The organism is Streptomyces sp. NBC_00212, assembly GCF_045206365.1.
GTDB lineage: Bacteria > Actinomycetota > Actinomycetes > Streptomycetales > Streptomycetaceae > Streptomyces.
The window spans coordinates 4371782-4394145 of record NZ_CP108115.1 but is presented as its reverse complement, the minus strand read 5'-3'; the positions used below and the strand labels follow the sequence as shown (position 1 = coordinate 4394145).

Here is a 22364-nt window from a genome sequence, read left to right as displayed (position 1 = left end):
CGCTACGGTGGCTGCCGTGAGCGACGCTGAGCACTGGGCACCGGACGCCAAAACCCTCCTTTGGTGCTTCGGCCGAGCCGACGAACACAGGGTGATGCCCGCGATCCGCGACGACGTGCGACACCGTGCCGCCGGGCTGGAGCCCGGCTCAGACGCCTATTGGCTGCTGGTCTCCGAGGCCGCGGTCGAGGCGGTGCTCTACGACTTGCTGGAGCGGGCCAAGGCAGAGGGCACCGTCTTCCACCAGCCGCCTTCCGGCTGACACCGGACCGACGACAGAGAATGAGACGCTGACCAGGCTAAATACCGGCGAACTCGCGTTCAAATAGTTTCGCAAACCCACACGCCCCGAAGCCGGCGCGACCAGCCCCTGCGTCAACCATCGCGATCAAGAGTGCCACCTCAGTCACAACGGGTGTGACTGGGCACTTCAGTTGGCGGCGTTCGTCAACTGAAGTGCCCACCTCGATGCCGAGCCGGTCGAGCCGGTCGAGCCGGTCGAGCCGGTCGAGCCGGTCGACCAATTCCGCCAAGGAGCACGCTCCCTCACCCGCCGCGATCTGTCGCAGCGCGCGCTGGTAGGCGGCAGCACTGCCGGCTACCTTGAGCCGGCTCCGGATCGCGGAGCTCGTTCTGGCGTACGTACCGGGCGGGACTCCGAGATGCCTCGCGGCATCGGGCTTCGTCGTGGTTCAGCCGGTGTACACGTTCCACACCTGCCAGGAGTTGCCGCCGTTGCAGCCCTCCTCGCGATAGGCGTATAGCGTCCCGAAACCGCCGTCCAGACAGACGCGCCCGCCGAAGGTGAAGAACGTCTCGGGGGTGTAGCCGTTGATGGTGGCTCCGGCCCTGGACACAGCCCACAGCGCACGGGGGTCGTTCCAGGAGCAGGGGATCAATTCCACGTCGGAGGAACCGGCAGAGGCACCGGAAGGACCGGTGTCCGGTCCAACGGCGTACAGGCAGTAGCCGGGACCGGACGGGTCGTCTTGGGTGGTCTGGATCTGCACGTAGGCGTGGCCCCCGGCGTCGGGGGCGGTGCTGATGATCCGGAAGTACGTGCCGCCATAGCCGCAGGCGTTGTTTGTTATGCCGGCCGACGAAGTGCTGCGTTCAATGACGCAGTCACCGCTGGCGCCGTTCCTCACGGTTGTGCTCGGGATATTGATGCTGGCGCTGGCAGTTTGCGTGCTGAAGGCAAGCGCTGTTACGCCTACGGCCAGGACCGTGGCGAGCTTTCTGATCCGCTTCATCCCTGTTGCACCCCTTGCCCTCCGATTATTTCTGGCATGTCCCACCCCTTGGGGTCGGCCCCGGAGCCGTAGTCCTGGCAGCGGGGAGCTGTGCGGCACCGTCTGGCCCCCGCAGGCGCTCGCGGTGTGGTGAAGCTACCGATCTGCGTCCTGCGGCCGTCCTGGATCCGTCCTTTCGCCAGGTCAGCCCGTGGCGGTAAGGGCATGGTCGATGCGCCCCGCGGGTGCGCCTGGGGCAACCACCATGCGCGCGAAGATCGGCCCCAACGCCGAGCGCGAGGCGGCTGTTGGGCGGTGGACAGAACCATTGCCGACACGGCACCACCACGTCGGGCGAAGCTCGTCGTTGTGTCGAGACCCCGCTGACGCCCAGGAGCAGGCCCACTGGGAGACGTCCGGCAGCCGCTGGAATGGTTTTCCCCGCTCAGGAGCGCGAGGGACTCCAGTCGCCACCTCCGACGCACAGCCCCGCCAACTCAAGCGCTCATCCGCCAACCCCAACGCTCAGTCACACAGGCTCGCGTGTCTGAAGCACAGAAGATGCGCCACTAATCGAACACGTGCTTGAATTTCGGAATGGCGCAGACACCCTTCCCCCGCGACTTGGTCCAGGCTCAGCGCGACTGGAACCACACCTACGAAGCCCTCGCCCACAGCCCCTTCAGGACAGTGCTCCGGCGCCGCCTACAGCTGCTCTCCTCCCGTATCGCCCGCCATCCGTACTGGGGGACGGCATCAGGCCGACTGCCTGCGGCCCATGTCGAGCTCCGCCGCCAGGCCCGCGCGTACGAGCAAGCCGAGAAAGCGAATGCTTCGTGAGCGCTGCCCCTGGCCGACCAACAAGAGGCACCGGTCAGGGCGGCGCCCGCTCGGCGGGTCACGCCCCCACACAAGGAAGTCCGATCCGTGAGCGGGTCCGCTGCCGGGAACAGCCAGCCTCAAGCTTGCGGTGATCCTGGGAGGGCAGTCAGTTCCTCGGCGTCGATGCGGGAGAAAACGAGCTCTGTCTCCCCTTCGATCGGCCCCCGCCAGCGGGCCGGCGCCACGGGGTGCCGCATCGCTCGCGGGTAGCTCGCCGGCGAGTAGTCGGTGGGCAGCCGGTAGGTGTGAAACCCGTGCTTCTGCATGGTCTCCAACAACTCCTCGGCTGAGTCGCCGAGTTGTGCCATTCGACCCGGGGTCACCTCCACGGCGATCTCCGCATCCGGTCGAAGCTGATCAAGGAGAGGAGCGAGGCCGCGGACGACTCCGCCCTCCGCCCCCTCCACGTCAATCTTGATCACGCGCGCTCTGGCCACCTCGTCCGACTGCAGGAGCTCCGGCAAAGGGGAAGCCTCCATGTCGAACGTGGACTCCGCCGGACCGTTGTACGGGACGATCGAGTTGGCGCCCATATTTCGTGAGCTGGCGAGCACGAACGTCAGCGTCTTGTGCTCGTCCGACACAGCGGTGTTCACCGCGCGGATGTTGTCGCACTGATTGAGCGCCGCGTGCTGCAGGACCCTGCGGTGGAACGTAGGCGATGCCTCGATCGCCACCACCCGCCCTGCACTGCCCACGAGGCGGGAGCCAAGAATGGCGAACACCCCGATGTTGGCGCCGACGTCCACGAACACGTCGCCGGGGCGCAGCCGGCTCTGAAGCCAGCCGGTCATGTGCGGCTCCCATGCCCCGAAGAGGTACAGGAAGCGCTGAATCAGATCGGTGGTGTCGACGGCGAATCGGGCGCCCGATCGGTCCTGGACGACACGCTGCCGGGGATGATCCCGGAGGTACGAGTTCAGAAACCGCTCGGCCAACTCTGCCTTGCCGATGATGCCTGGAGCATCACGAACGTACCTGCGGCCGAGGGTGACCAGAACATCTGCGAGCGGGGTAGCCATGTGGTCGCCTTCCGTGGATCCCGAGTCACGGTAACCCCCGGCATAGACAGCGGACACGCCTCACGGCATAGAGGCCGCCTGAGCTCCGGCCCGCTGTGCGAGAAATGTCCCTGGCTGTACCTCGGATCAAACCCGACCTTGATCGAGAGGGAGACCCAACATTCTGATGGCGTTCCCCCTCAGCAATTTGTACGCCACATCATCAGGAAGTCCGGCCATGTGCTCGGCCGCCACCTGCTTCGTGTGCGGCCAGGTCGAGTCGACATGCGGGTAGTCCGTCTCAAAGGTCGCATTGTTCACGCCCACGGTCTCGATGGCCTCAATGCCGTGCCTATCGCGGAAGAAGCAGCAGAAAATCTGCCGGTAGTAGTAGGAGGACGGCGGTTCCGGGATCAGATCTTTCACGCCGCCCCAAGCCCGGTGCTCTTCCCATACGTCGTCGGCACGTTCCAAGGCATACGGAATCCACCCCATCTGCCCCTCGCTGTAGGCCAGCTTCAGGCGCGGGAACTTCACCAGGACTCCAGAGAAGAGGAAGTCCATCATCGACGCCATGGCGTTGTTGAAGCTGAGCGCCGCTTGAACCGCCGGGGGCGCGTCGGGTGATGCCGCTGGCATCTGCGACGACGAGCCGATGTGCATATTCACCACGGTCCCCGTCTCCTCGCAGGCCGCGAAGAACGGATCCCAGTAGCCGGAGTGGATCGACGGGAGGCCGAGGTACGTCGGGATCTCGGAGAAGGTCACCGCACGGACCCCGCGAGCAGCGTTGCGCTTGATCTCCGCGACAGCAAGATCGATGTCCCACAACGGGATGAGGCACAGCGGGATGAGCCGGCCCCCGCTGTCGCCGCACCACTCCTCCACCATCCAGTCGTTGTACGCGCGCACGCAGGCGAGCCCGACCTCCTTGTCCTTGGCCTCGGCGAAGGTCTGCCCGCAGAAGCGGGGGAAGGTCGGGAAGCAGAGCGAGGCCTCGACGTGGTTGAGGTCCATGTCCTCCAAGCGGGCCTTGGGGTCCCAGCAGCCACGGCGCATCTGCTCGCGCGTAATGCCGTCAAGCGTCATCTCGTCGCGGGAGAAACCGACGGCCGCGATGATGCGCTTGTACGGGAAGATCGCGCCCTCGTACTCCCACCAGTCGGTGATCTGGCCTTCCGGATCCGTCGTGAACTTGTACTTCCCGCCGACGTACGCCAGCTCGCCGATGCCCGCGGTGAAGGGCTTCGGCCCTCGGTCCCGGTACTTGCTCGGGAGCCACCGGTCAAAGAGATGCGCGGGCTCGATCACGTGATCGTCCACGCTGATGACCCGGGGGAGTTCCTTGGTGCTGGCTTCGTTGCTGACCACGCGATTGCCCCCTACTGCCTGCCGGTTCGCGATTGTTTCTGACGGTCCATCAGATTCAGCGTATGGGCGCGACGGACCCAACGGCAAGCGGCAGCACCGAACTTGGCTCTTGCGGGATCGAGGTGCATCCGCTGAACTGACGTGCCGTCAGTTCAGCGGCCTGGAGGGGTGACCTGATGCAAACGATGTGGCTCAGCGGGGCCGAGTGGCTCGCCGTCCTGCGGATCGGCCTCGGCCTGTGGTGGCTGGAGAGCTGGCGCCACAAGGACAAGGAGGACTGGTTCCGGGGCGGTGGCATCGCATGGGCCGCCGGCGTTGCCGAGAAGCATCGCTGGCAGCTCGTCCAGTCGGGCTTCGCCCTGGTGGTCAAGCCGCGCCCACGGTTGATGGCGTACGTCGTCGCGTACGCGGAACTGGCCCTCGGGCTCGGCCTCATCTTCGGTGTGCTCACACCGATCGCCCTCGCGGGCGGGCTCGTACTCAACCTGATCTATCTCGTGCTGATGATCCACGACGTGGCCGAACTGGGTCAGAACCTCATGATGGCGCTGATGTCAGGCGTGTTGCTGTTCGGGCTGGGGTGGCAGGCCTGGTCTGTTGATGAGCTGCTTGGGCTGTTCGTGTAGTCCTGACGCTCGCCGGGCCTCCGCCGGTCAGCTGGCAGAGGCGTGGGCCGCGGAAGGCCTGTTGGCGAGGCATGGCTCGGCGGTCGGCTCCGGATGGTCCGAGGGCGCCGACTCCGGTCGGGTGTCCGCGGAGTCCAGGCGGAGCATGGCGGTCTCGTCCGGGGTGCCGGGGGCTGCCTGGTAGACCACCATGCGCTGGCCGCCCGTCCGGGCCAGTTGCATGACCTCGTAGGTCAGGGTCATCGGTCCGACCTTCGGATGCCGGAAGGACTTCTGCCCGCCGCCTCGTTCGCAGACGTCATACCGCTCCCAGAGTCGCGCGAACTCCGGTGACTTCAGTACCAGTTCCCCGACGAGCGCGGTCAGCTCCGGGTCGTCCGGATCGGCTCCGGCGACCGCCCGCAGATGCGCCACAGAGAGCGCGACCGTCTCCTCCCACGGCTCATACAGCGTCCGGCCGACCGGGTGCAGGAAGAGATAGCGGGTCAGGTTGCGCTGGTCCTGCGGCCAGTCCCAGAGTCCGGGCAGCAGTCGCCGGCCGGGCGGGTTCGCGCCCAGTATGCGGTTGTAGCGGCTCACCACGTAGGCGGGGAGCGGGCGTACAGAGTCCAGCATCCGCAGCACCGAGTCGCGGACGGTGTGATCGGAGGAGGCGGGCAGTTCACCGATCCGGCCGGAGGCCAACTCCACGAGTTCATAAAGGCGTTCGTAAGCGTCGCCGCGCAGTCTCAAGGCGCGGCCCAGGGCGTCCACTACGGCGGGGGAGGGGTTGGTCTCCCGGCCGCGCTCCAGGCGGATGTAGTAGTCGACGCTCACTCCGGCCAGTGCGGCCAACTCTTCCCGGCGCAGTCCGGGAGTACGACGCAGTCCCGCGCCTACCGGGAGGCCGACGTCCTCCGGGCGGACCTGTGCCTTGCGGGCCTTCAGATATCTGCCGAGCTCGGAGCCCCGTGCGTCTGCTGCTGCCATTCGGCCCATTGTGGCAGGCCGCCCGGGAAACGTGGGGGGCCCTGTCAGGACCTGGAATGCCGCACCCCGGGAACAGACCGGTCTGCCAGACGGCCACGTGAAGGCGGAGAGTTGTTCCCGCAGCGGGTGGCCCGGCCGCCGGGGCCCAGGGGGTGCAAGGCACAGGACCGCGGCCCCGGCAGGCTGGAGCCGCCCGCCCGCCGATTGGCAGTCAATCCCCTTTGTTCAAAGAGGTGTTCATCATGCGGTCCACCCCTGTCCTTTCCACGTCCGCGTCCACGGCGCCTGCCCACAAGCACGGTCAGCAGTCGGCGGCGTCCACGCTCCGGCGACGACAGTCGCACCGGACCCGACCAGCCGCGCCGCCCGCCGACGCCCCCACCGTGCCGCGTCGCGGCGGCGTCGCGCTGGTCGCTTCACTGCTCGGCTTCACGGTGATCACCATCGACGTCTCGGCCGTGAACATCGCCCTACCCGCGATAGGTGAATCCCTCAGCAGCGGGATGACCGGACTGCAGTGGGTGGTTGACGCGTACACCCTGATGTTCGCAGCCCTGATGCTGTCCGCCGGCGCCCTCGCCGACCGCGCGGGCGCCCGCCGCGCCTACGCCTGGGGCGTGGCCTTGTTCACCCTCGCCTCCCTCGGCTGCGCACTGGCGCCCGGCATCGGCGTGCTGGTCGGTGCGCGTGTGGCGCAGGGCGCCGCCGCCGCGGTCGTGATGCCGGCCTCGCTGGCTCTGATCCGGCAGGCCTACGAGGACGCCCGGGCGCGTGCCCGCGCCATCGCCCTGTGGACGGTCGGTGGTTCGGTGGCGATGGCCGCGGGTCCGCTGCTGGGCGGGCTGCTCACCGAGTCGGTCGGCTGGCGAGCGGTCTTCCTGCTCAACCTCCCGGTGGGCGCGGTGATCCTGAGCCTGCTGGTCCGGGTGCCGCGCTCCGCGCGCCGGCCCGCCGCAGTGGACGGCGGCGGCCAGCTCACCGCCGTACTGACCCTCGCCGGGCTGGTCTTCGCGGTGATCGAGGGCGGCCACCTGGGCTGGACCAGCGGACCCGTGCTGGCCGCCACCGCGCTCGCCGTCGCCTCCGGGTGTGCCTTCTGCCTGGTGGAGGCCCGGCACCGCCGACCCATGGTCCCGCTGGACATGCTGACGGACCGCCGGGTGGGCGTCCCCCTGGTCGTCGGTTTCGCCGTCAACGCCGCCTTCTACGGCGGGATCTTCCTGCTCGGGCTGTATTACCAGCAGCTGCGCGGGATGTCGGCGATCACGGCCGGGCTGATGTTCATCCCCATGTCGGCGGTGGTAACGGCGACCAACCTGGTCTCGCCGCGGCTGGCGGAGCGGATCGGGCGGCGGCCGGTGATCGTCGCCGGGCAGGTGATCTTCACCGGAGCGATGCTGGCCATGCTGCCGCTGGCTGCTCAAACTCCGGTATGGCTGGTGCTCGTCCTGCTGCTGCCGCTGAGCATCGGCGGCGCGCTCGTGGTGCCCGCGCTGACCGCGCTGTTGATGGACGCCGTCCCAGGAGAGCGCGCGGGGACTGCGTCGGGGCTGCTCAACTCGTTCCGCCAGACCGGCGGTGCGCTTGCTGTCGCCCTCTTCGGCAGTCTGCTCTCCGGCCCCGGCGGAGACTTCTCCCTCCCGGGCATGCGCATCGGTCTCCTCACGGTCGCCGCCCTCCTCCTCGCCACCACCGCCCTCTCCCGCCTCCTTCTGCCCCGTGGCTGACCCCCTCAATTGGCTCCACTCGGCCGCCTATAGCGACTCCAATTCTTCGGCTGACGGGGCGCCCGGCAGCGCACAACGGCGCGGCGCGTGGAGACACGGCCGGAGTACAAGCACCTGCACGCCTGCGCAGACACCAGTGCAACCGCAGCCAAACCGCGGCTTCACCCTCGACTTCTGCAGACAGGCCCGGGATAGGCGGTCCTACGGCCACCTGCCTCTCCTTCGCAGACCCAACACTGCGTAGGAGGTAGCGGGTGGCCGCTCCGTCGTACGCAACGTAGATCTGCGAGCCGGGTGCCCGCTGTCGGGTGGACAACCAGGCGGGGACCGCCGTGATCGCCCCTTCTCGACGGCCTCAGAGTTCGAGCGGAAGCCTCAAAGAGACGCTGAAACAGTGGGGGGCTGTCACACCGGTCACAGCGTCACGCGCCCCGCAACCAGACCGCCGCCGACCGTGACGAGCCGTGATACCCCCCCTGTTTCAGCCAAGCCCCTACCCCATGCCGACCCGCACTCCTAAGATCGTCCAGGCCTCTTTAGGAGTAGGCCTCGGGGTGGGGGGATTTCGTGGGGACCGGCGAGCAGCTCGTGACGATCGCTGCCGTGCTGCTGGGTGCGGTCACGACGCATGTCACGAACCACCTCATGGAGCGGAGCCGTATGAAGTACCAGCTCACGACGCGCTGGGACGACAAGAAGCTCGATGCCTACGACAGGTACGTCGACAGCGTCCGCTCCTGCATATTCCTCGCGGTCCAGCTCTACGAGACGAAGGAAGGTCTCCGCGAACGCGAGCAGCCTGACGCCGAGATCCTGGCGGAGATGAAGGAGGCCGGCCGTCTGCGGGGGCGAGCCTTCGAACGGGTCATGCTGCTCGGCGGGGACGACGTAGTCGAGGCGGCACACGACCTCAGCGCCGCGGGGCTCCAAGTCGACTGGCAGGCGAACGGAAAAACCTCCGGAAGCCTGGAGGACTGGCGCGACCGCAACCGTGCCGTCTTCCGGTCGATCAACTCGTTCCACGAGGCCGCTCGTGCAGACCTCGGCGTCAGCGGCAGCGTGACCGGCGAACAGCATCCGGAGCGCGATCTCCTGCTTCCGCCTCCTCGCTCCGCCTCATGACGTGACGCTCGGCCAGATCGCCGCGCATACCGGATCCGCCGACGCGTATCCCTGGTCTGTTGGTGCCCGCCATGCCACCCTGCCCGGCATCGTTTGCTCTCCGGCGTGATCATCCGGCGGAGAGCGTCACGCGCACTGTCGTCCTGGTCGACGAGGAGAAGGCAATGAGCGAGCAGAACCACGACCAAGAACCGGGCACGCAGGCCGAAGGTGCCGAGCATCAGGAGACGGCGAACCCCTTCAGGGCAAGCCACACGGCACGCGCTCAGAGCGCTGCCTCACGTGCCGCCGCGGTGCTCCAGCACATCGAAGGGCCTGCCGCCGACGAGAAGCGCTCGGACGGGGCTGCAAGGGCCGAGATCCTCTTCAAGGCCAACCACGCTGCCCGCGTGGCCGCTCAGGCTCTCGCCGCTCTCTCTGAAAGCCAACCCAATCCTGCGGCCGACTCCCGCTTCGCGAGGAACGCCGCTGCGGCAGCCTCTCAAGCCGCCCAGATGGGCCAACTTCACGACGCCGGCAGCGAGGCTTCCGCGGCAGCCTCCCGAGCTGCCGTCAAAGCGGCCCAAGCCGCCGGGGCCGCTGCGGTGGCGGGGGCCCTGGGCGAGAACGAGACCCTGAATGCCGAGGCAGACGCGGCCGAGAAAGCCGCCGTTGCAGCCGCCGAGGCCGCCGACTGGATACGCCCGGGGGAGCGGATTCAGGAGGTCTCGACCGGCACCAGGAGCGCCGACGTGATGGCGATGATGCACTTCTGACGCGCCTGACCGAGGTCTCGTCCCGGCAAACGCAGAAGAGGCCGCTCTCTGAGAGAGCAGCCTCTTCTATTTCTACGTCGTCCACGGTCGGCGTCATCGTCGGCCGCCCACTGCTTCTCATACCGCCCGTATGCTGCGGCACCGGTCCCTCCCCTGTTGGGACCGGTACCGCACCACGCGGGCAACGCCGATCCGAGCCAGTGCGGCACGGATCAAGAAAAGGCCGGACCCGTGGTCGACACCACAGCAGTCCACATCGGACTGCCTCTCAGGATCCTCAAGCCCACACGACGAGACCGTCGCCGCCATCTCGTTACTCCGACGTAAGTTGACCGAGAACATGCGACGTCATGATTGACCTCTCCGAGCACTTGCTGGTGGCCTGACTGGGTTACGTCCTGTTGCTGCCCTGCTACGGCGAGATCCTGCCAGGTACGGCTTCGGGCGAGGAGGTCCGGACACCGCGCCAGCGGCTTAGCCGCAGGTCAGCCCTATAGGGTGAGTTTTCCGGTCCGGATGCTTGTGCCAGCTGCGGGGGCTAGTGAGAGGTGGAGGAGACCTTGAGTTCAGGCTCAGGGGCACGCACGGCTTTCGCGGAACGTCTCGCGCTGCTGTACCAGGAAGCCGGCGACCCTCCCCTCAAGCGCGTCGCTGAGGGGGTCGTCCGGCTTCAGCGGGTCGACGAACGAGGGCGACCCGTGAGGGTGTCCGCTCAGCGGATCAGCGACTGGCGACGGGCCAGGAACGTGCCTGCCCAGTTCGGCGCCCTCGCAGTGGTGCTGCACATCCTGATACCCGAAGCGCGGCGCTCGCGGCCCGCCCCTGTGTCCCCGGGCCTGTACGACCTGGCTCACTGGCAGCGCCTGTGGGAGCGCGCGGTTGCCGACCCGATCGGCGACCGCCCCGCGCCATCCGCGGAAGAGAAGGAACAGCCGCCAGCCGAAGCCCCGGCCGTCCCTGGTGGCGTGTGCCCCTACCGAGGCCTGGCTTCGTACCGTCAGCAAGACGCCCGGTGGTTCTTCGGCCGAGAGCGGAGCACGGATGCCCTTGTTGCTCAGCTCCGCGCGGTGGAGAAGACGGGCGGCCTGGTCATGCTCGTGGGCGCCTCAGGGGCAGGAAAATCGTCCCTGCTGAACGCCGGCTTGGTGCCCACACTGCAGGACGGCACTCTGAGCGGCGAAAACGGTCAGGCGCGGGAGGTACTTCAACTCGTACCAGGAGCCGATCCTGTCGGGGAGCTGGCCCACCGGATCCCTGAGCTCGCAGCCGTCGTCTCTGCCGTGAAGGAACCAGTCGACGAGGCGCCCAGCACGCCGCAATTCGGGCATGCGGTGCGGCAGGCCGTCTCGGCCTGGGGGCAACGCCAGGCATCTCCTGCCGCCCCTCCAGTGATCATCGTGGACCAGTTCGAGGAAGCGTTCACCCTCTGCTCCGACGAGGCGAACAAGCGCCAATTCATCCAGTTGCTGCATGCAGCCTGCACGCCCGCCGACTCGGTTAGCCCGGCCCCCGTGCTTGTCGTCCTCGGCATACGCGCCGACTTCTACGAGCAATGCCTCGCCTATCCGGAACTTGCCGATGCGCTGCAGCACCGGCACATGGTGCTCGGCCCCCTGACCACCACGGAGCTGCGTGAAGCAGTGATCGGCCCGGCCAAGGCCGTGGGCATGGAACTCGAACCCGGACTGACGGAGCTGATCGTCCGGGAGGTGAGCACCGACGGCCCCCGTGGGGCACAGAACGCGGGTGCGCTGCCACTCCTCTCCCACGCCCTGCTCGCCACCTGGCAACGGCGGAAGGGAGGAAAGCTGACGCTGGCCGGCTACCGCGCGGCGGGCGGAATCCAAGGAGCGGTGGCGGCGACCGCCGAGCGCGCCTGGTCGGACCTCGACCCGGCAGCACGCACAGCCGCGAGGCTGCTCCTCCTCAGGCTGGTCAGGCTGGGCGAAGACACCCAGGCCACCCGCAGGAGGGGGACACGTCGCCAGCTGGCGGAGGAGTCAACGGACTCCAACAAGACGGAGGAATCGCTTGAGGCACTGGTTCGCGCCCGATTGGTGACGCTCGACGCCGAGACCGTGGAGATCACCCATGAAGCGCTGCTCCACGCCTGGCCGCGCCTGCGTGACTGGATCGACGAGGACAGGGCCGGCAACCTGCTGCGCCAGCGGCTGGAGGAGGACGGCAGGGCCTGGGAGGAATCGAACCGTGACACGTCCCTGCTCTACCGGGGGTCGCGTCTGGAACAGACCCGTACCTGGGCAAAGTCTGCTGGCGACACCTTTCTGACTCGGGCTGCGGTGGAGTTCCTGGCCGCTTCGGTCAAGCTGCGCAAGCGCACTGTCTGGATCATGCGCGGTGCGATTGCGGCTCTTGTCGTCCTGGCGATGCTGGCTGTCGGTGCGGCGGTGGTCGCATGGCAGCAGCGGGACGATGCCGTGTTCGAGCAGGTCGTCGCCGAAGCCGATCGGGTCCAGCACACGGACCCGTCACTGTCGGCTCAGCTCGCCTTGGTGGCACACAACCTGCGGCCGGACGACGAGGGCGCGGAAAACCGGCTGATCTCGATAGTCAACGCGCCCCTGGCCACGCCGCTCCTTGGCCACACTGGCGCCGTCTACCTCACCTCTTTCAGCCCGAGCGGACGGATCCTGGCCACCGCCAGCTACGACCGGACCGTTCGGCTGTGGGACGTGGCGGACCCGGCTCGCCCCAAGCAGTTGGGCGAACCTCTCACCGGCCACACGAGTTGGGTGAGCAGCGCCGTCTTCAGCCCGGACGGCCACACCCTCGCCAGCGCTTCGGACGACGGCACGGTGCGGCTGTGGGACGTACGGGATCCCAGCCACCCGAAACCGCTGGGTGCGCCTTTGACCGGTCATGACGGCACGATCTACCTCCTGGCGTTCAGCCCAGACGGACGCACTCTGGCCAGCGCCACTGAAGATCACATCGTTCGCCTGTGGAACGTGGCCGACCCACGCCAACCAAGGGAGCGTGGCGTCCTGACGGGTCACACCACCGCCGTACGCTCCGTGGCGTTCAGCCCCGACGGACGGACGCTGGCAGCGGGTGGCGACAACGGGTCGATCAGGCTGTGGGACATGACCAATTCGGATCATCCGGTGCAGTTCGACACGGTACTGACCGGCCACACGAGCACGGTGCACTCCGTGGCCTTCAGCCCCGACGGCCACACTCTCGCCAGCGGGGGCTCGGACGACACCGTTCGCCTGTGGAACGTGGCCGACCCACGTCACCCGGCGGCGATCGGTTCGCCGCTCACCGGCCACACCGGTCCCATCTGGTCGGTGGCCTTCAACCCCGACGGGACCGTGCTCGGCGCCAGCAGCGCGGACAGCACGGCGAGCCTGTGGAACGTCAGCGATCCGGCATACCCGTCGCAGGTCGGCGAGCCTCTCGCGGGGAGCAGTGGCGAGATGTACGCCTTGGCCTTCAGCCCCGATGGCCGAACCCTCGCAACGGGAAGTGGTGACAGTAAGGTCCGCCTGTGGTCGATACCGACGTCGGACATGATCGGCCGAGTCGGAGCGTTCCGCCCGGATGGGCGGGTTCTCGCGACGGCCGCGCGAGACAACAGGGTTCGGCTGTGGAACGTGGATGCTCCGGGTCGGCCTGTGTCGCTGGGCAATCCGTTCACGCCCGGGGAAGGCGACGCGCGTTCGCTGGTGTTCTCCCCCGACGGCCACACGCTCGCGGTGCTGATGGGCAACCAGTCAGTACGGCTGTGGAACGTCTCCGACCCGACTCGGCCCGTCCCCTACGGGCCGCCCGTCGCGTTGCGGACCCGATTCTCGGGCCCCGCTGCGCTGGCCTTCAGCCCGGACGGGCGGACGCTGGCAACCAACTACGACGACCGCACCATCCAGCTGTGGGACATGAGCAACCCGTCGCACCATCTTCCACTCGGCGCGCCGCTCACCGGCCACAAGGGCTACGTCAACTCCCTCGTCTTCAGCCCGGACGGCCGAACTCTCGCCAGCGGCAGCGCGGACGACACCATCCGGCTCTGGAACGTGGCCGACCCGCGTCACGCGGCACTGCTCGGGTCACCTCTCACGGGGCACCTGGGACCCGTCAACACGCTCTCCTACAGCCCCGACGGGAAGACTCTGGCCAGCGGCAGCGACGACGACACCGTCCGACTCTGGAACATCACCCACCCGTCCAAGGCAAGCCGGTTGGGCTCCCCGCTCATCGGCCACACCGAAGCGGTCGTGTCCCTGACGTTCAGCCAGGACGGCCGCACCCTGGCAAGCGGCGGCAACGACAACACGGTCCGGCTCTGGGACATCGCCCACCCGTCCACAGCCTCGCCGATCGGCCAATCGATGAGCCCCAACGCCAAGACGGGGAATTTCCTGTCGTTCAGTCCCAAAAGTCACATGCTCGGGGTATCGAGCGGCAGCGACACCGTCCGGCTGTGGAACTTGGACGCCAGCGAGGCCATTAGCCGCATCTGTTCAACCACTCGGGGCGTCCTGACACCGGAGAAGTGGCACGAGAATCTGCCTCGCCTCTCATACGCGCCACCTTGCGACACGTGACCAAGTAGCCGTGATCCCAGTCACAATTCGTCATTTCAGACGAGCAGTCAGCTCCCGCCCCACAAGCAGCGTTGTTAGTGTTACCTACAGCCCGACCGCTGGTGCATCCCCCGTCGCCAGCGGTCGGGCATTTCTATGTCCCCCTCAGTTGCTGAGCACGCCAGGCAGGATCCAGCCGGGCGGAGGGGATCCTCGCCGTCGCGTCCGGCACTCAGACCCATGAGGGAGCAATGACGGCCCTCCGAGGCGCACAGGGCCCGCTGGCGGGGGCGTGGGAGAAATCTGGGAGACGATCAAGTGGGGCCGCGCCCACGATCTCCGGGCCAGACCGACGCAAGCCGACACCCGCGCGCAGCCGGAAACGCAAAGAGGGCGCCTCCCACCTGGGGAGACGCCCTCTTCACTGGTACTGCTTCTGTGGGGCTAACAGGATTTGAACCTGTGGCCTCATCCTTATCAGGGATGCGCTCTAACCAACTGAGCTATAGCCCCGCCGCGCTTTGCGGGATGTCCCGCGCGCTGACCTCTGAAGATTAGCGCACGGGACGGCCAGTCCCAAAATCGATAGCCGAGCGGCTGTGAACTGCGGCTACTCGTCCTCGGCCAGCGTGAGCTCGATACCGCCCACGAAGCCCGCCGAGAGGTTGTAGATGAACGCTCCCAGCGTCGCCAGCGCCGTGGCGAGCACCACGTCGATCACCGCGATGACCGAGGTGAAGAGCAGCACCCGCGGCAGCGACAGGAAGGACTGGAGGTCGAAGCCGTTGGACTCGTTCGAGCCGGTGGCCTCGCTGATCGTGCCGCCGACCGTGGAGAACACGCCCATGGCGTCCATGACCATCCACAGCACCGCGGCCGCGATCACCGTGCAGATGCCGAGCGCGATGGACAGCAGGAAGCTGACCTTCATCACCGACCAGGGGTCGGCCTTGGACACCCGCAGCCGCGCCTTGCGCGTACGGGGCGCCGTACGTGCCCCGGTGCGCGGCCGGCGCACGCCCTCGGCGCCGCGCTGCGGCGCGGGGTAGGCCTGCGGCGGGTGATAGGGCTGCTGGCCGCCGGCCGGCTTCCCGCGCTCGCCGGGCAGCGCCCCGCTCTCGTACTCCGCGCGGCCCTGAGGCCCCCGGGTGTCCGTCACCGTTACCCCCTGGGAGTCCGCGGCAGAGCCACGGGCACCGTTCGCTCCGGAAGCGGCCGCTCCGGCGCCCGTGGCTCCACTCACGCTTTACTCCTCGTGCTCCCCGGCCGAGGGCTGGGCGCCCTCGGCAGCAGACTCGGCAGTAGCGCCCTCGGCGTCGTCGGCCCCGTCGACCTCTGCGGCCTCGCTGCCCGCCTCGGCGTTACGGGCGATGCCGACCACGGCATCGCGCTTGCCCAGGTTGATCAGTTGGACGCCCATGGTGTCACGGCCCGTCTCCCTGACCTCGTTGACTCGCGTGCGAATCACACCGCCGCCGAGCGTGATGGCGAGGATTTCGTCGCTCTCCTCGACCACCAGCGCGCCGACCAGCGAGCCCCGGTCCTCCACGATCTTGGCGGCCTTGATGCCGAGGCCGCCGCGACCCTGGACGCGGTACTCGTCGACGGGAGTGCGCTTCGCGTACCCGCCATCGGTTGCGGTGAAGACGAACGTACCGGGCCGGACGACATTCATCGAGAGCAGTTCGTCTCCCTCGCGGAAACTCATCCCCTTGACGCCGGACGTGGCGCGGCCCATCGGGCGCAGCGCGTCGTCCGTCGCCGTGAAGCGGATGGACTGCGCCTTCTTGCTGACGAGCAGCAGATCGTCCTCGGCCGACACGAGCTCCGCGCCGATCAGTTCGTCGTCGCCGCCGTCCGCGGTCTCCCGCAGATTGATGGCGATGACACCACCCGAACGGGGCGAGTCGTAGTCCTTCAGAGGCGTCTTCTTCACCAGGCCGGCCTTGGTGGCCAGGATCAGATAGGGCGCCGCGTCGTAGTCGCGGATCGCGAGGATCTGGGCGATCTTCTCGTCCGGCTGGAACGCGAGCAGGTTGGCGACGTGCTGGCCGCGCGCGTCACGTCCGGCGTCCGGCAGTTCGTACGCCTTGGCCCGGTAGACGCGGCCCTTGTTGGTGAAGAACAGCAGCCAGTGGTGCGTGGTGGACACGAAGAAGTGGTCGACGATGTCGTCCTGCTTCAGCTTGGTGCCGCGTACGCCCTTGCCGCCGCGCTTCTGCGAGCGGTAGTCCTCGGTCTTGGTGCGCTTGACGTAGCCGCCGTTGGTGATGGTGACGACGATGTCCTCTTCGGCGATCAGGTCCTCGATGGACATGTCGCCGTCGAACGGCACCAGGGCCGAGCGCCGGTCGTCGCCGAACTTGTCGACGATCGCGGCCAGTTCCTCGCTGACGATCGCCCGCTGCTTCTCCGGCGAGGCGAGGATCGCGTTGTACTCGTTGATCTTCGCCTGGAGCTCGTCGTGCTCGGCGACGATCTTCTGGCGCTCCAGGGCGGCGAGCCGGCGCAGCTGCATCTCAAGGATGGCGTTGGCCTGGATCTCGTCGATGGAGAGCAGGCCCATGAGGCCCTCGCGCGCGACGTCGACGGTGTCGCTGCGCCGGATCAGCGCGATGACCTCGTCGATCGCGTCGAGCGCCTTGAGCAGGCCACGCAGGATGTGGGCCCGCTCCTCGGCCTTGCGCAGCCGGAACTTCGTACGCCGGACGATGACCTCGATCTGGTGCGTCACCCAGTGGCGGATGAACGCGTCGATCGAGAGCGTGCGCGGCACGCCGTCGACCAGCGCCAGCATGTTGGCGCCGAAGTTGGTCTGCAGGTCGGTGTGCTTGTACAGGTTGTTCAGGACGACCTTGGCGACCGCGTCCCGCTTCAGGACGATCACCAGGCGCTGACCGGTGCGCGAGGAGGTCTCGTCGCGGACGTCCGCGATGCCGCCGACCTTGCCGTCCTTGACCAGGTCGGCGATCTTCTGCGCGAGGTTGTCCGGGTTGGTCTGGTACGGGAGTTCCGTGACCACCAGGCACTGGCGGTTCTGGATCTCCTCGACCGCGACGACCGCCCGCATCGTGATGGAGCCACGGCCGGTGCGGTACGCCTCCTCGATGCCCTTGCGGCCCACGACCAGCGCGCCGGTCGGGAAGTCGGGGCCCTTGATGCGCTCGATCAGCGCGTCCAGGAGCTCCTCGTGGGAGGCCTGCGGGTTCGCCAGGTACCACTGGGCGCCCTCGGCGACCTCGCGCAGGTTGTGCGGCGGGATGTTGGTGGCCATGCCCACCGCGATGCCGGCCGAGCCGTTGACCAGGAGGTTCGGGAACCGCGCCGGCAGGACCGTCGGCTCCTGGTTGCGGCCGTCGTAGTTGTCCTGGAAGTCGACGGTCTCCTCGTCGATGTCCCGGACCATCTCCATGGCCAGCGGCATCAGCTTGCACTCGGTGTACCGCATGGCGGCGGCCGGGTCGTTGCCGGGGGAGCCGAAGTTGCCGTTGGAGTCCACCAGCGGCATGCGCATCGACCAGTGCTGGGCGAGGCGGACGAGCGCGTCGTAGATCGAGGAGTCGCCGTGCGGGTGGTACGTACCCATGACGTCGCCGACGACGCGGGCGCACTTGTAGAAGCCCTTCTCGGGCCGGTAGCCGCCGTCGTACATCGCGTACAGCACACGGCGGTGGACGGGCTTCAGGCCGTCCCGCACGTCCGGCAGCGCGCGCGACACGATGACGGACATCGCGTAGTCGAGGTAGGAGCGCTGCATCTCCGTTTCGAGCCCGACGGGCTCGATGCGCAGTACAGGGTCTTCCTCGGTGGATTCAGTGGTCGCGGGAGTGTTCTCGTCGGCCATTGCTGGTTCTCAAGTCCTTTCGAAGCGGTCAGCGAGGACCGACCTCAGATGTCGAGGAAGCGGACGTCCTTGGCGTTGCGCTGGATGAACGAGCGGCGTGCCTCGACGTCCTCACCCATCAGCACCGAGAACAGGTCGTCGGCCTGGGCCGCGTCGTCCAGGGTGACCTGGCCGAGCACCCGGTGTTCTACGTCCATGGTGGTGACGCGCAGCTCCTCGGCGTTCATCTCACCCAGACCCTTGAAGCGCTGGATCGAGTCCTCGCGGATCCGCTTCCCGTTCTGCTTGCCGAGCTCCACGAGCGCGTCGCGCTCACGGTCCGAGTACGCGTACTCGAAGTCGTCCCGGCCCCACTTGATCTTGTAGAGCGGCGGACGCGACAGATACACGTGCCCGGCCTCGACCAGCGGCCGCATGAAGCGGAACAGGAAGGTCAGCAGCAGGGTGTTGATGTGCTGGCCGTCGACGTCGGCGTCCGCCATCAGGATGATCTTGTGATAGCGGAGCTTCTCGATGTCGAAGTCCTCGTGGACCCCGGTACCGAACGCCGAGATCAGCGCCTGGACCTCGGTGTTCTGCAGGATCTTGTCGATCCGCGCCTTCTCGACGTTCAGGATCTTGCCTCGGATGGGCAGGATCGCCTGGTACATCGGGTTGCGGCCGGACTTCGCCGAACCACCGGCGGAGTCACCCTCGACGATGAAGATCTCGCACTTGGTGGGGTCGTTGGACTGGCAGTCCGAGAGCTTGCCGGGCAGCGACGCCGATTCGAGGAGCCCCTTGCGGCGGGTCAGGTCACGCGCCTTGCGGGCGGCGACGCGGGCCGTCTGCGCCTGGATGGACTTGCGGATGATGTCCGCGGCCTCGTTGGGGTTGCGGTCGAACCAGTCGGTGAGGTGCTCGTGCACCACCTTCTGGACGAACGTCTTCGCCTCGGTGTTGCCCAGCTTGGTCTTGGTCTGGCCCTCGAACTGCGGCTCGCCCAGCTTGACGGAGATGATCGCCGTCAGACCCTCGCGGATATCCTCGCCCGAGAGGTTGTCGTCCTTCTCGCGCAGCAGCTTCTTGTCACGGGCGTACCGGTTGACCAGGCCCGTGAGCGCGGCGCGGAATCCCTCCTCATGCGTACCCCCCTCATGCGTGTGGATGGTGTTCGCAAAGGAGTAAACGCCCTCGCTGTACTGAGAGTTCCACTGCATCGCGATCTCGGCCGAGAGGAGTCGCTCCTTGTCCTCGGCCTCGATGTCGATCACGGTCGGGTGGATCAGCTCGCCCTTGCGCGAGTTGAGGTACGTCACGAAGTCGACGATGCCGCCCTCGTAGAAGTACGTCACCGAGAGGGGCTGCTGCTCCTCGGCCTCCTCCGCGGAGTCCGCGCCCGAGACCGCCTTCGCCGACTCGCGCTCGTCGGTCAGCTTGATCGTCAGGCCCTTGTTGAGGAAGGCCATCTCCTGGAAGCGCCGGGCGAGCGTCTCGAAGGAGTACTCGGTGGTCTCGAAGATGTCGCCGTCGGCCCAGAAGGTGACCGACGTGCCGGTCTCCTCGGTGGCCTCGTTCTGCGCCAGGGGCGCCGTCGGGACTCCGAGCTTGTAGTCCTGGGTCCAGCGGTAGCCATCGGTCCTGACCTCGACCGCGACCTTCGTGGACAGCGCGTTCACGACGGACACACCGACGCCGTGCAGACCACCGGAGACGGCGTAACCGCCGCCGCCGAACTTGCCGCCCGCGTGCAGGACAGTGAGTACGACCTCGACGGCGGGCTTCCCCTCGGAGGGGATGATGCCCACGGGGATGCCTCGCCCGTTGTCGACCACGCGCACGCCGCCGTCCGGCAGGATCGTGACGTCGATCGTGTCCGCGTGACCGGCGAGGGCCTCGTCGACGGAGTTGTCGACGACCTCCTGCACCAGGTGGTGCAGACCCCGCTCACCGGTCGAGCCGATGTACATGCCGGGTCGCTTGCGGACCGCGTCCAGACCTTCGAGGACGGTAATCGCGCTGGCGTCGTACGAGGCGGTGACCTCGCCGTTCTCGCCGACGGCAGTGGACGGGGAGTTCTCGTTGGGGTTGCCGGAATCGGCCACGAAGCGCCCTTTCTGGCACAGCACAAGCCTTCCCCTGTACAGGCAGGAGCGGCTGCGTCGTTCAGCGATGGTCAGCGTCGGACGTTGCCGTGGCGGCAAGCGTCCGACCGCGTCTTTCGGTGGGTCCCGCGAGGACGGCGGGATTATTGACCAGTCTACCGGTAGCGCCGACATGAATGGGGGTTTGCCGGTACCTGAGTCCGCATGTGCCGCCCTGAGCGGGCGCCGACCGACTCCCCATATTCGGGGAGGGGCCCCAAGAGCCTCACACGGGCTTTCAGCGCTTCGGCCTGTCAACCTCCGACTACCGTGAGGGACGCCTCATGTTCCCCACCGGGTTCCAGAGCCCTCCAGCGCCCCGTTTTCGCACGTCACAGGGGTTGCCGGGGAGGGGCGGGGGAGACACTCGGAACGTGCGGACGGCCGCCTCCTATGGAGGCGGGCGCGACGCCCCCTAAAAGAGGCGGGCGCGAAGAGGCCGGCGCGCCCGAAGGAGCACGCCGGGGCGGCTCACCCGTAGGTGTCGCCGGGCCCGGTGCTCCCGGGCGCCCGCAGCCTGCCGTAGCGCTGCGGCGGCCCGCTCGGGCCGTACACCTTGATCAGCCGGACCGTGCCGTGGCCCAGGTCCGTGTTGATGCGTGCCACCAGCTGGGGCGCGAGCAGCCGCAGCTGGGTCGCCCAGGACGTCGAGTCGCACCGCACGACGAGGATTCCCTCCTCGGCGTCGTGCGGGCCGGGCGTCGTGTGGTTGGCGAGCTCCTCGCCGACGATCTCCGGCCAGCGGCCGAGGACCCCGGCCACCGCCGTCGGCGTCTCCCAGCCGCTCTCCCTGATCAGCCGGTTGATCGCGGAGCCGAGCGGCATCGGGTCGCGCCCGTCCGCGCGGGCGCCGGAGCGCAGCCCGCCGCCCCGTCGGGCCTGTTTCCGCTGCTGCGCGGCCTCGCCCCGCGCCTTGGCCTGCTCCTTGGCCGCGCGCAGCGCGACCCGCGCCAGGTCGATGCCGGAGGCCTCGGGCACCTTCGGCTGCTCGGCCGGTCCGGGTTCCTCGCTCATACCCGCCTCACCTCGCCCGCCGCGACCTCGTACCGGACGCCCGCGAGGATCCCCGGAACGTCGTCGTCCACCGCGGCCGTCACCAGGACCTGCTCGCCCGGAGCCACCAGTTCCGCGAGCCGCTCGCGGCGCTTGGCGTCCAGCTCCGCGAACACGTCGTCGAGCACGAGCACCGGCTCGTTGCCCTCGGCCCGCAGCAGGTCGTACGAGGCGAGCCGCAGGGCCAGCGCGTACGACCAGGACTCGCCGTGGCTCGCGTACCCCTTCGCCGGCAGCTCGCCGAGGCGCAGCACCAAGTCGTCGCGGTGCGGCCCGGCCAGCGTCACACCGCGCTCGATCTCCTGCTTGCGGACGTCCGCGAAGGCCGCGATGAGCTGGCCGTACAGCTCCTCGCGGGTGTGTCCTGGGCCGGGCGCCGACGGCTTGTACTCCAGCGTCAACGGGCCGCCGCCCGGGGCGAGTTGCTCGTACGCCTTGTCCGCGAGGGGCTGGAGCGCGGCGATCAGATCGAGGCGCTGGGCGAGGAGCTCGGCGCCGGCCTGGGCCAGGTGCTGGTCCCACACGTCGAGAGTGGACAGGTCCATGCCACGGCCGCCGTGCCTGCGGGCCATCGCGGCGGACTTCAGGAGGGTGTTGCGCTGCTTGAGCACCCGGTCGTAGTCGGACCGTACGGCCGCCATCCGCGGTGAGCGCGCGGTGATCAGCTCGTCGAGGAAGCGGCGCCGCTCGCCCGGGTCGCCCTTGACCAGCGCCAGATCCTCCGGCGCGAACAGCACGGTCCGTACGATCCCCAGCACATCGCGGGGTCTGACCTGCGAGGACCTGTTGATACGGGCCCGGTTGGCGCGGCCCGGGTTCAGTTCGAGCTCGATCAGCTGGGAGCGCTCGCCCTGGGTGACGGCCGCGCGGATCACGGCGCGCTCGGCGCCCATGCGCACCAGCGGCGCGTCCGAGGAGACGCGGTGGCTGCCGAGCGAGGCGAGATAGCCCACGGCCTCGACGAGGTTGGTCTTGCCCTGCCCGTTCGCCCCCACGAAAGCGGTGACGCCCGGGTCGAGCGGAACCTCGACCCGGGCGTACGAGCGGAAGTCGGCCAGCGAGAGATGCGTGACGTGCATGGTGTCGCCGACCTCCCCCGGCTTACCTACTGC

The 22364-nt window shown here is 68.1% G+C and carries 17 protein-coding genes and 1 tRNA gene; 7 read left to right on the top strand and 11 right to left on the bottom strand.

Going from position 1 to position 22364, the window contains the following annotated elements:
• The first annotated feature begins 16 nt into the window (after positions 1-16).
• Entirely contained in the window at positions 17-262 is a 246-nt protein-coding gene (locus OHA17_RS20155) for a hypothetical protein (protein WP_406507741.1), read from the top strand.
• A gap of 37 nt (positions 263-299) precedes the next feature.
• Here OHA17_RS20155 and OHA17_RS20150 read toward each other — a convergent pair whose 3' ends face one another.
• Complete coding sequence (locus OHA17_RS20150; RefSeq protein ID WP_406507740.1) at positions 300-533, bottom strand: hypothetical protein; 234 nt, start codon at positions 531-533, stop codon at positions 300-302.
• Between the two features lie 159 nt (positions 534-692).
• Entirely contained in the window at positions 693-1253 is a 561-nt protein-coding gene (locus OHA17_RS20145; RefSeq protein WP_406507739.1) for a hypothetical protein, read from the bottom strand.
• A 576-nt stretch (positions 1254-1829) separates the two neighbouring features.
• Between OHA17_RS20145 and OHA17_RS20140 the strand changes: the two genes are divergently transcribed.
• On the top strand, positions 1830-2072 hold the full coding sequence (locus tag OHA17_RS20140) for a hypothetical protein (protein WP_398874383.1): 243 nt from the start codon (positions 1830-1832) through the stop codon (positions 2070-2072).
• Positions 2073-2191: 119 nt separating this feature from the next.
• Here OHA17_RS20140 and OHA17_RS20135 read toward each other — a convergent pair whose 3' ends face one another.
• Together OHA17_RS20135 and OHA17_RS20130 are read right to left on the bottom strand one after the other, a co-directional pair.
• Positions 2192-3136, bottom strand: coding sequence for an FkbM family methyltransferase (locus OHA17_RS20135; protein ID WP_406507738.1), 945 nt, complete (start codon positions 3134-3136; stop codon positions 2192-2194).
• 126 nt (positions 3137-3262) lie between these two features.
• Complete coding sequence (locus OHA17_RS20130) at positions 3263-4486, bottom strand: amidohydrolase family protein (RefSeq protein WP_406507737.1); 1224 nt, start codon at positions 4484-4486, stop codon at positions 3263-3265.
• 176 nt (positions 4487-4662) lie between these two features.
• On the opposite strand from OHA17_RS20130, the gene OHA17_RS20125 reads away from it, so the two are divergent.
• Positions 4663-5112, top strand: a complete 450-nt coding sequence (locus OHA17_RS20125) for a DoxX family protein (protein ID WP_406507736.1) — start codon at positions 4663-4665, stop codon at positions 5110-5112.
• Positions 5113-5139: 27 nt separating this feature from the next.
• On the opposite strand, the gene OHA17_RS20120 is transcribed toward OHA17_RS20125, so the two are convergent.
• Positions 5140-6081: a helix-turn-helix domain-containing protein gene (locus tag OHA17_RS20120; protein WP_406507735.1), complete on the bottom strand. Its 942-nt coding sequence runs from the start codon at positions 6079-6081 to the stop codon at positions 5140-5142.
• Positions 6082-6515: 434 nt separating this feature from the next.
• Between OHA17_RS20120 and OHA17_RS20115 the strand changes: the two genes are divergently transcribed.
• The 4 genes from OHA17_RS20115 (at position 6516) to OHA17_RS20100 (ending at position 14253) form a co-directional block, all read left to right on the top strand.
• Entirely contained in the window at positions 6516-7808 is a 1293-nt protein-coding gene (locus OHA17_RS20115; RefSeq protein ID WP_406510769.1) for an MFS transporter, read from the top strand.
• A 567-nt stretch (positions 7809-8375) separates the two neighbouring features.
• On the top strand, positions 8376-8930 hold the full coding sequence (locus OHA17_RS20110) for a hypothetical protein (RefSeq protein ID WP_406507734.1): 555 nt from the start codon (positions 8376-8378) through the stop codon (positions 8928-8930).
• Between the two features lie 164 nt (positions 8931-9094).
• Positions 9095-9685 (top strand): hypothetical protein, encoded by a 591-nt coding sequence (locus OHA17_RS20105; protein WP_406507733.1) that lies wholly within the window; start codon positions 9095-9097, stop codon positions 9683-9685.
• A 560-nt stretch (positions 9686-10245) separates the two neighbouring features.
• Entirely contained in the window at positions 10246-14253 is a 4008-nt protein-coding gene (locus OHA17_RS20100) for an AAA family ATPase (RefSeq protein WP_406510768.1), read from the top strand.
• 418 nt (positions 14254-14671) lie between these two features.
• Here the strand turns inward: OHA17_RS20100 and OHA17_RS20095 are convergent.
• From OHA17_RS20095 to recF, 6 genes are all read right to left on the bottom strand, one after another.
• Positions 14672-14745: transfer RNA gene (locus OHA17_RS20095), tRNA-Ile, on the bottom strand.
• A 97-nt stretch (positions 14746-14842) separates the two neighbouring features.
• Positions 14843-15475: a DUF3566 domain-containing protein gene (locus tag OHA17_RS20090; RefSeq protein ID WP_078966185.1), complete on the bottom strand. Its 633-nt coding sequence runs from the start codon at positions 15473-15475 to the stop codon at positions 14843-14845.
• 3 nt (positions 15476-15478) lie between these two features.
• Positions 15479-18076 (bottom strand): DNA gyrase subunit A, encoded by a 2598-nt coding sequence (gene gyrA / locus OHA17_RS20085; RefSeq protein WP_406507732.1) that lies wholly within the window; start codon positions 18074-18076, stop codon positions 15479-15481.
• A gap of 44 nt (positions 18077-18120) precedes the next feature.
• Positions 18121-20184: a DNA topoisomerase (ATP-hydrolyzing) subunit B gene (gene gyrB, locus OHA17_RS20080; protein ID WP_398874364.1), complete on the bottom strand. Its 2064-nt coding sequence runs from the start codon at positions 20182-20184 to the stop codon at positions 18121-18123.
• Between the two features lie 486 nt (positions 20185-20670).
• Complete coding sequence (locus OHA17_RS20075; RefSeq protein WP_406507731.1) at positions 20671-21213, bottom strand: DUF721 domain-containing protein; 543 nt, start codon at positions 21211-21213, stop codon at positions 20671-20673.
• Entirely contained in the window at positions 21210-22331 is a 1122-nt protein-coding gene (gene recF / locus OHA17_RS20070) for a DNA replication/repair protein RecF (RefSeq protein WP_053724725.1), read from the bottom strand. Before recF ends, OHA17_RS20075 begins: the two co-directional genes overlap by 4 nt.
• Between the last annotated feature and the right edge of the window lie 33 nt (positions 22332-22364).

Bases quoted from the DNA above. Each gene is read 5' to 3' on its own strand.
- OHA17_RS20145 (WP_406507739.1), bottom strand. From the start codon at position 1,253: ATGAAGCGGATCAGAAAGCTCGCCACGGTCCTGGCCGTAGGCGTAACA.
- OHA17_RS20140 (WP_398874383.1), top strand. From the start codon at position 1,830: ATGGCGCAGACACCCTTCCCCCGCGACTTGGTCCAGGCTCAGCGCGAC.
- OHA17_RS20135 (WP_406507738.1), bottom strand. From the start codon at position 3,136: ATGGCTACCCCGCTCGCAGATGTTCTGGTCACCCTCGGCCGCAGGTAC.
- OHA17_RS20125 (WP_406507736.1), top strand. From the start codon at position 4,663: ATGCAAACGATGTGGCTCAGCGGGGCCGAGTGGCTCGCCGTCCTGCGG.
- OHA17_RS20120 (WP_406507735.1), bottom strand. From the start codon at position 6,081: ATGGCAGCAGCAGACGCACGGGGCTCCGAGCTCGGCAGATATCTGAAG.
- OHA17_RS20105 (WP_406507733.1), top strand. From the start codon at position 9,095: ATGAGCGAGCAGAACCACGACCAAGAACCGGGCACGCAGGCCGAAGGT.
- gyrA (WP_406507732.1), bottom strand. From the start codon at position 18,076: ATGGCCGACGAGAACACTCCCGCGACCACTGAATCCACCGAGGAAGAC.
- OHA17_RS20075 (WP_406507731.1), bottom strand. From the start codon at position 21,213: ATGAGCGAGGAACCCGGACCGGCCGAGCAGCCGAAGGTGCCCGAGGCC.
- recF (WP_053724725.1), bottom strand. From the start codon at position 22,331: ATGCACGTCACGCATCTCTCGCTGGCCGACTTCCGCTCGTACGCCCGG.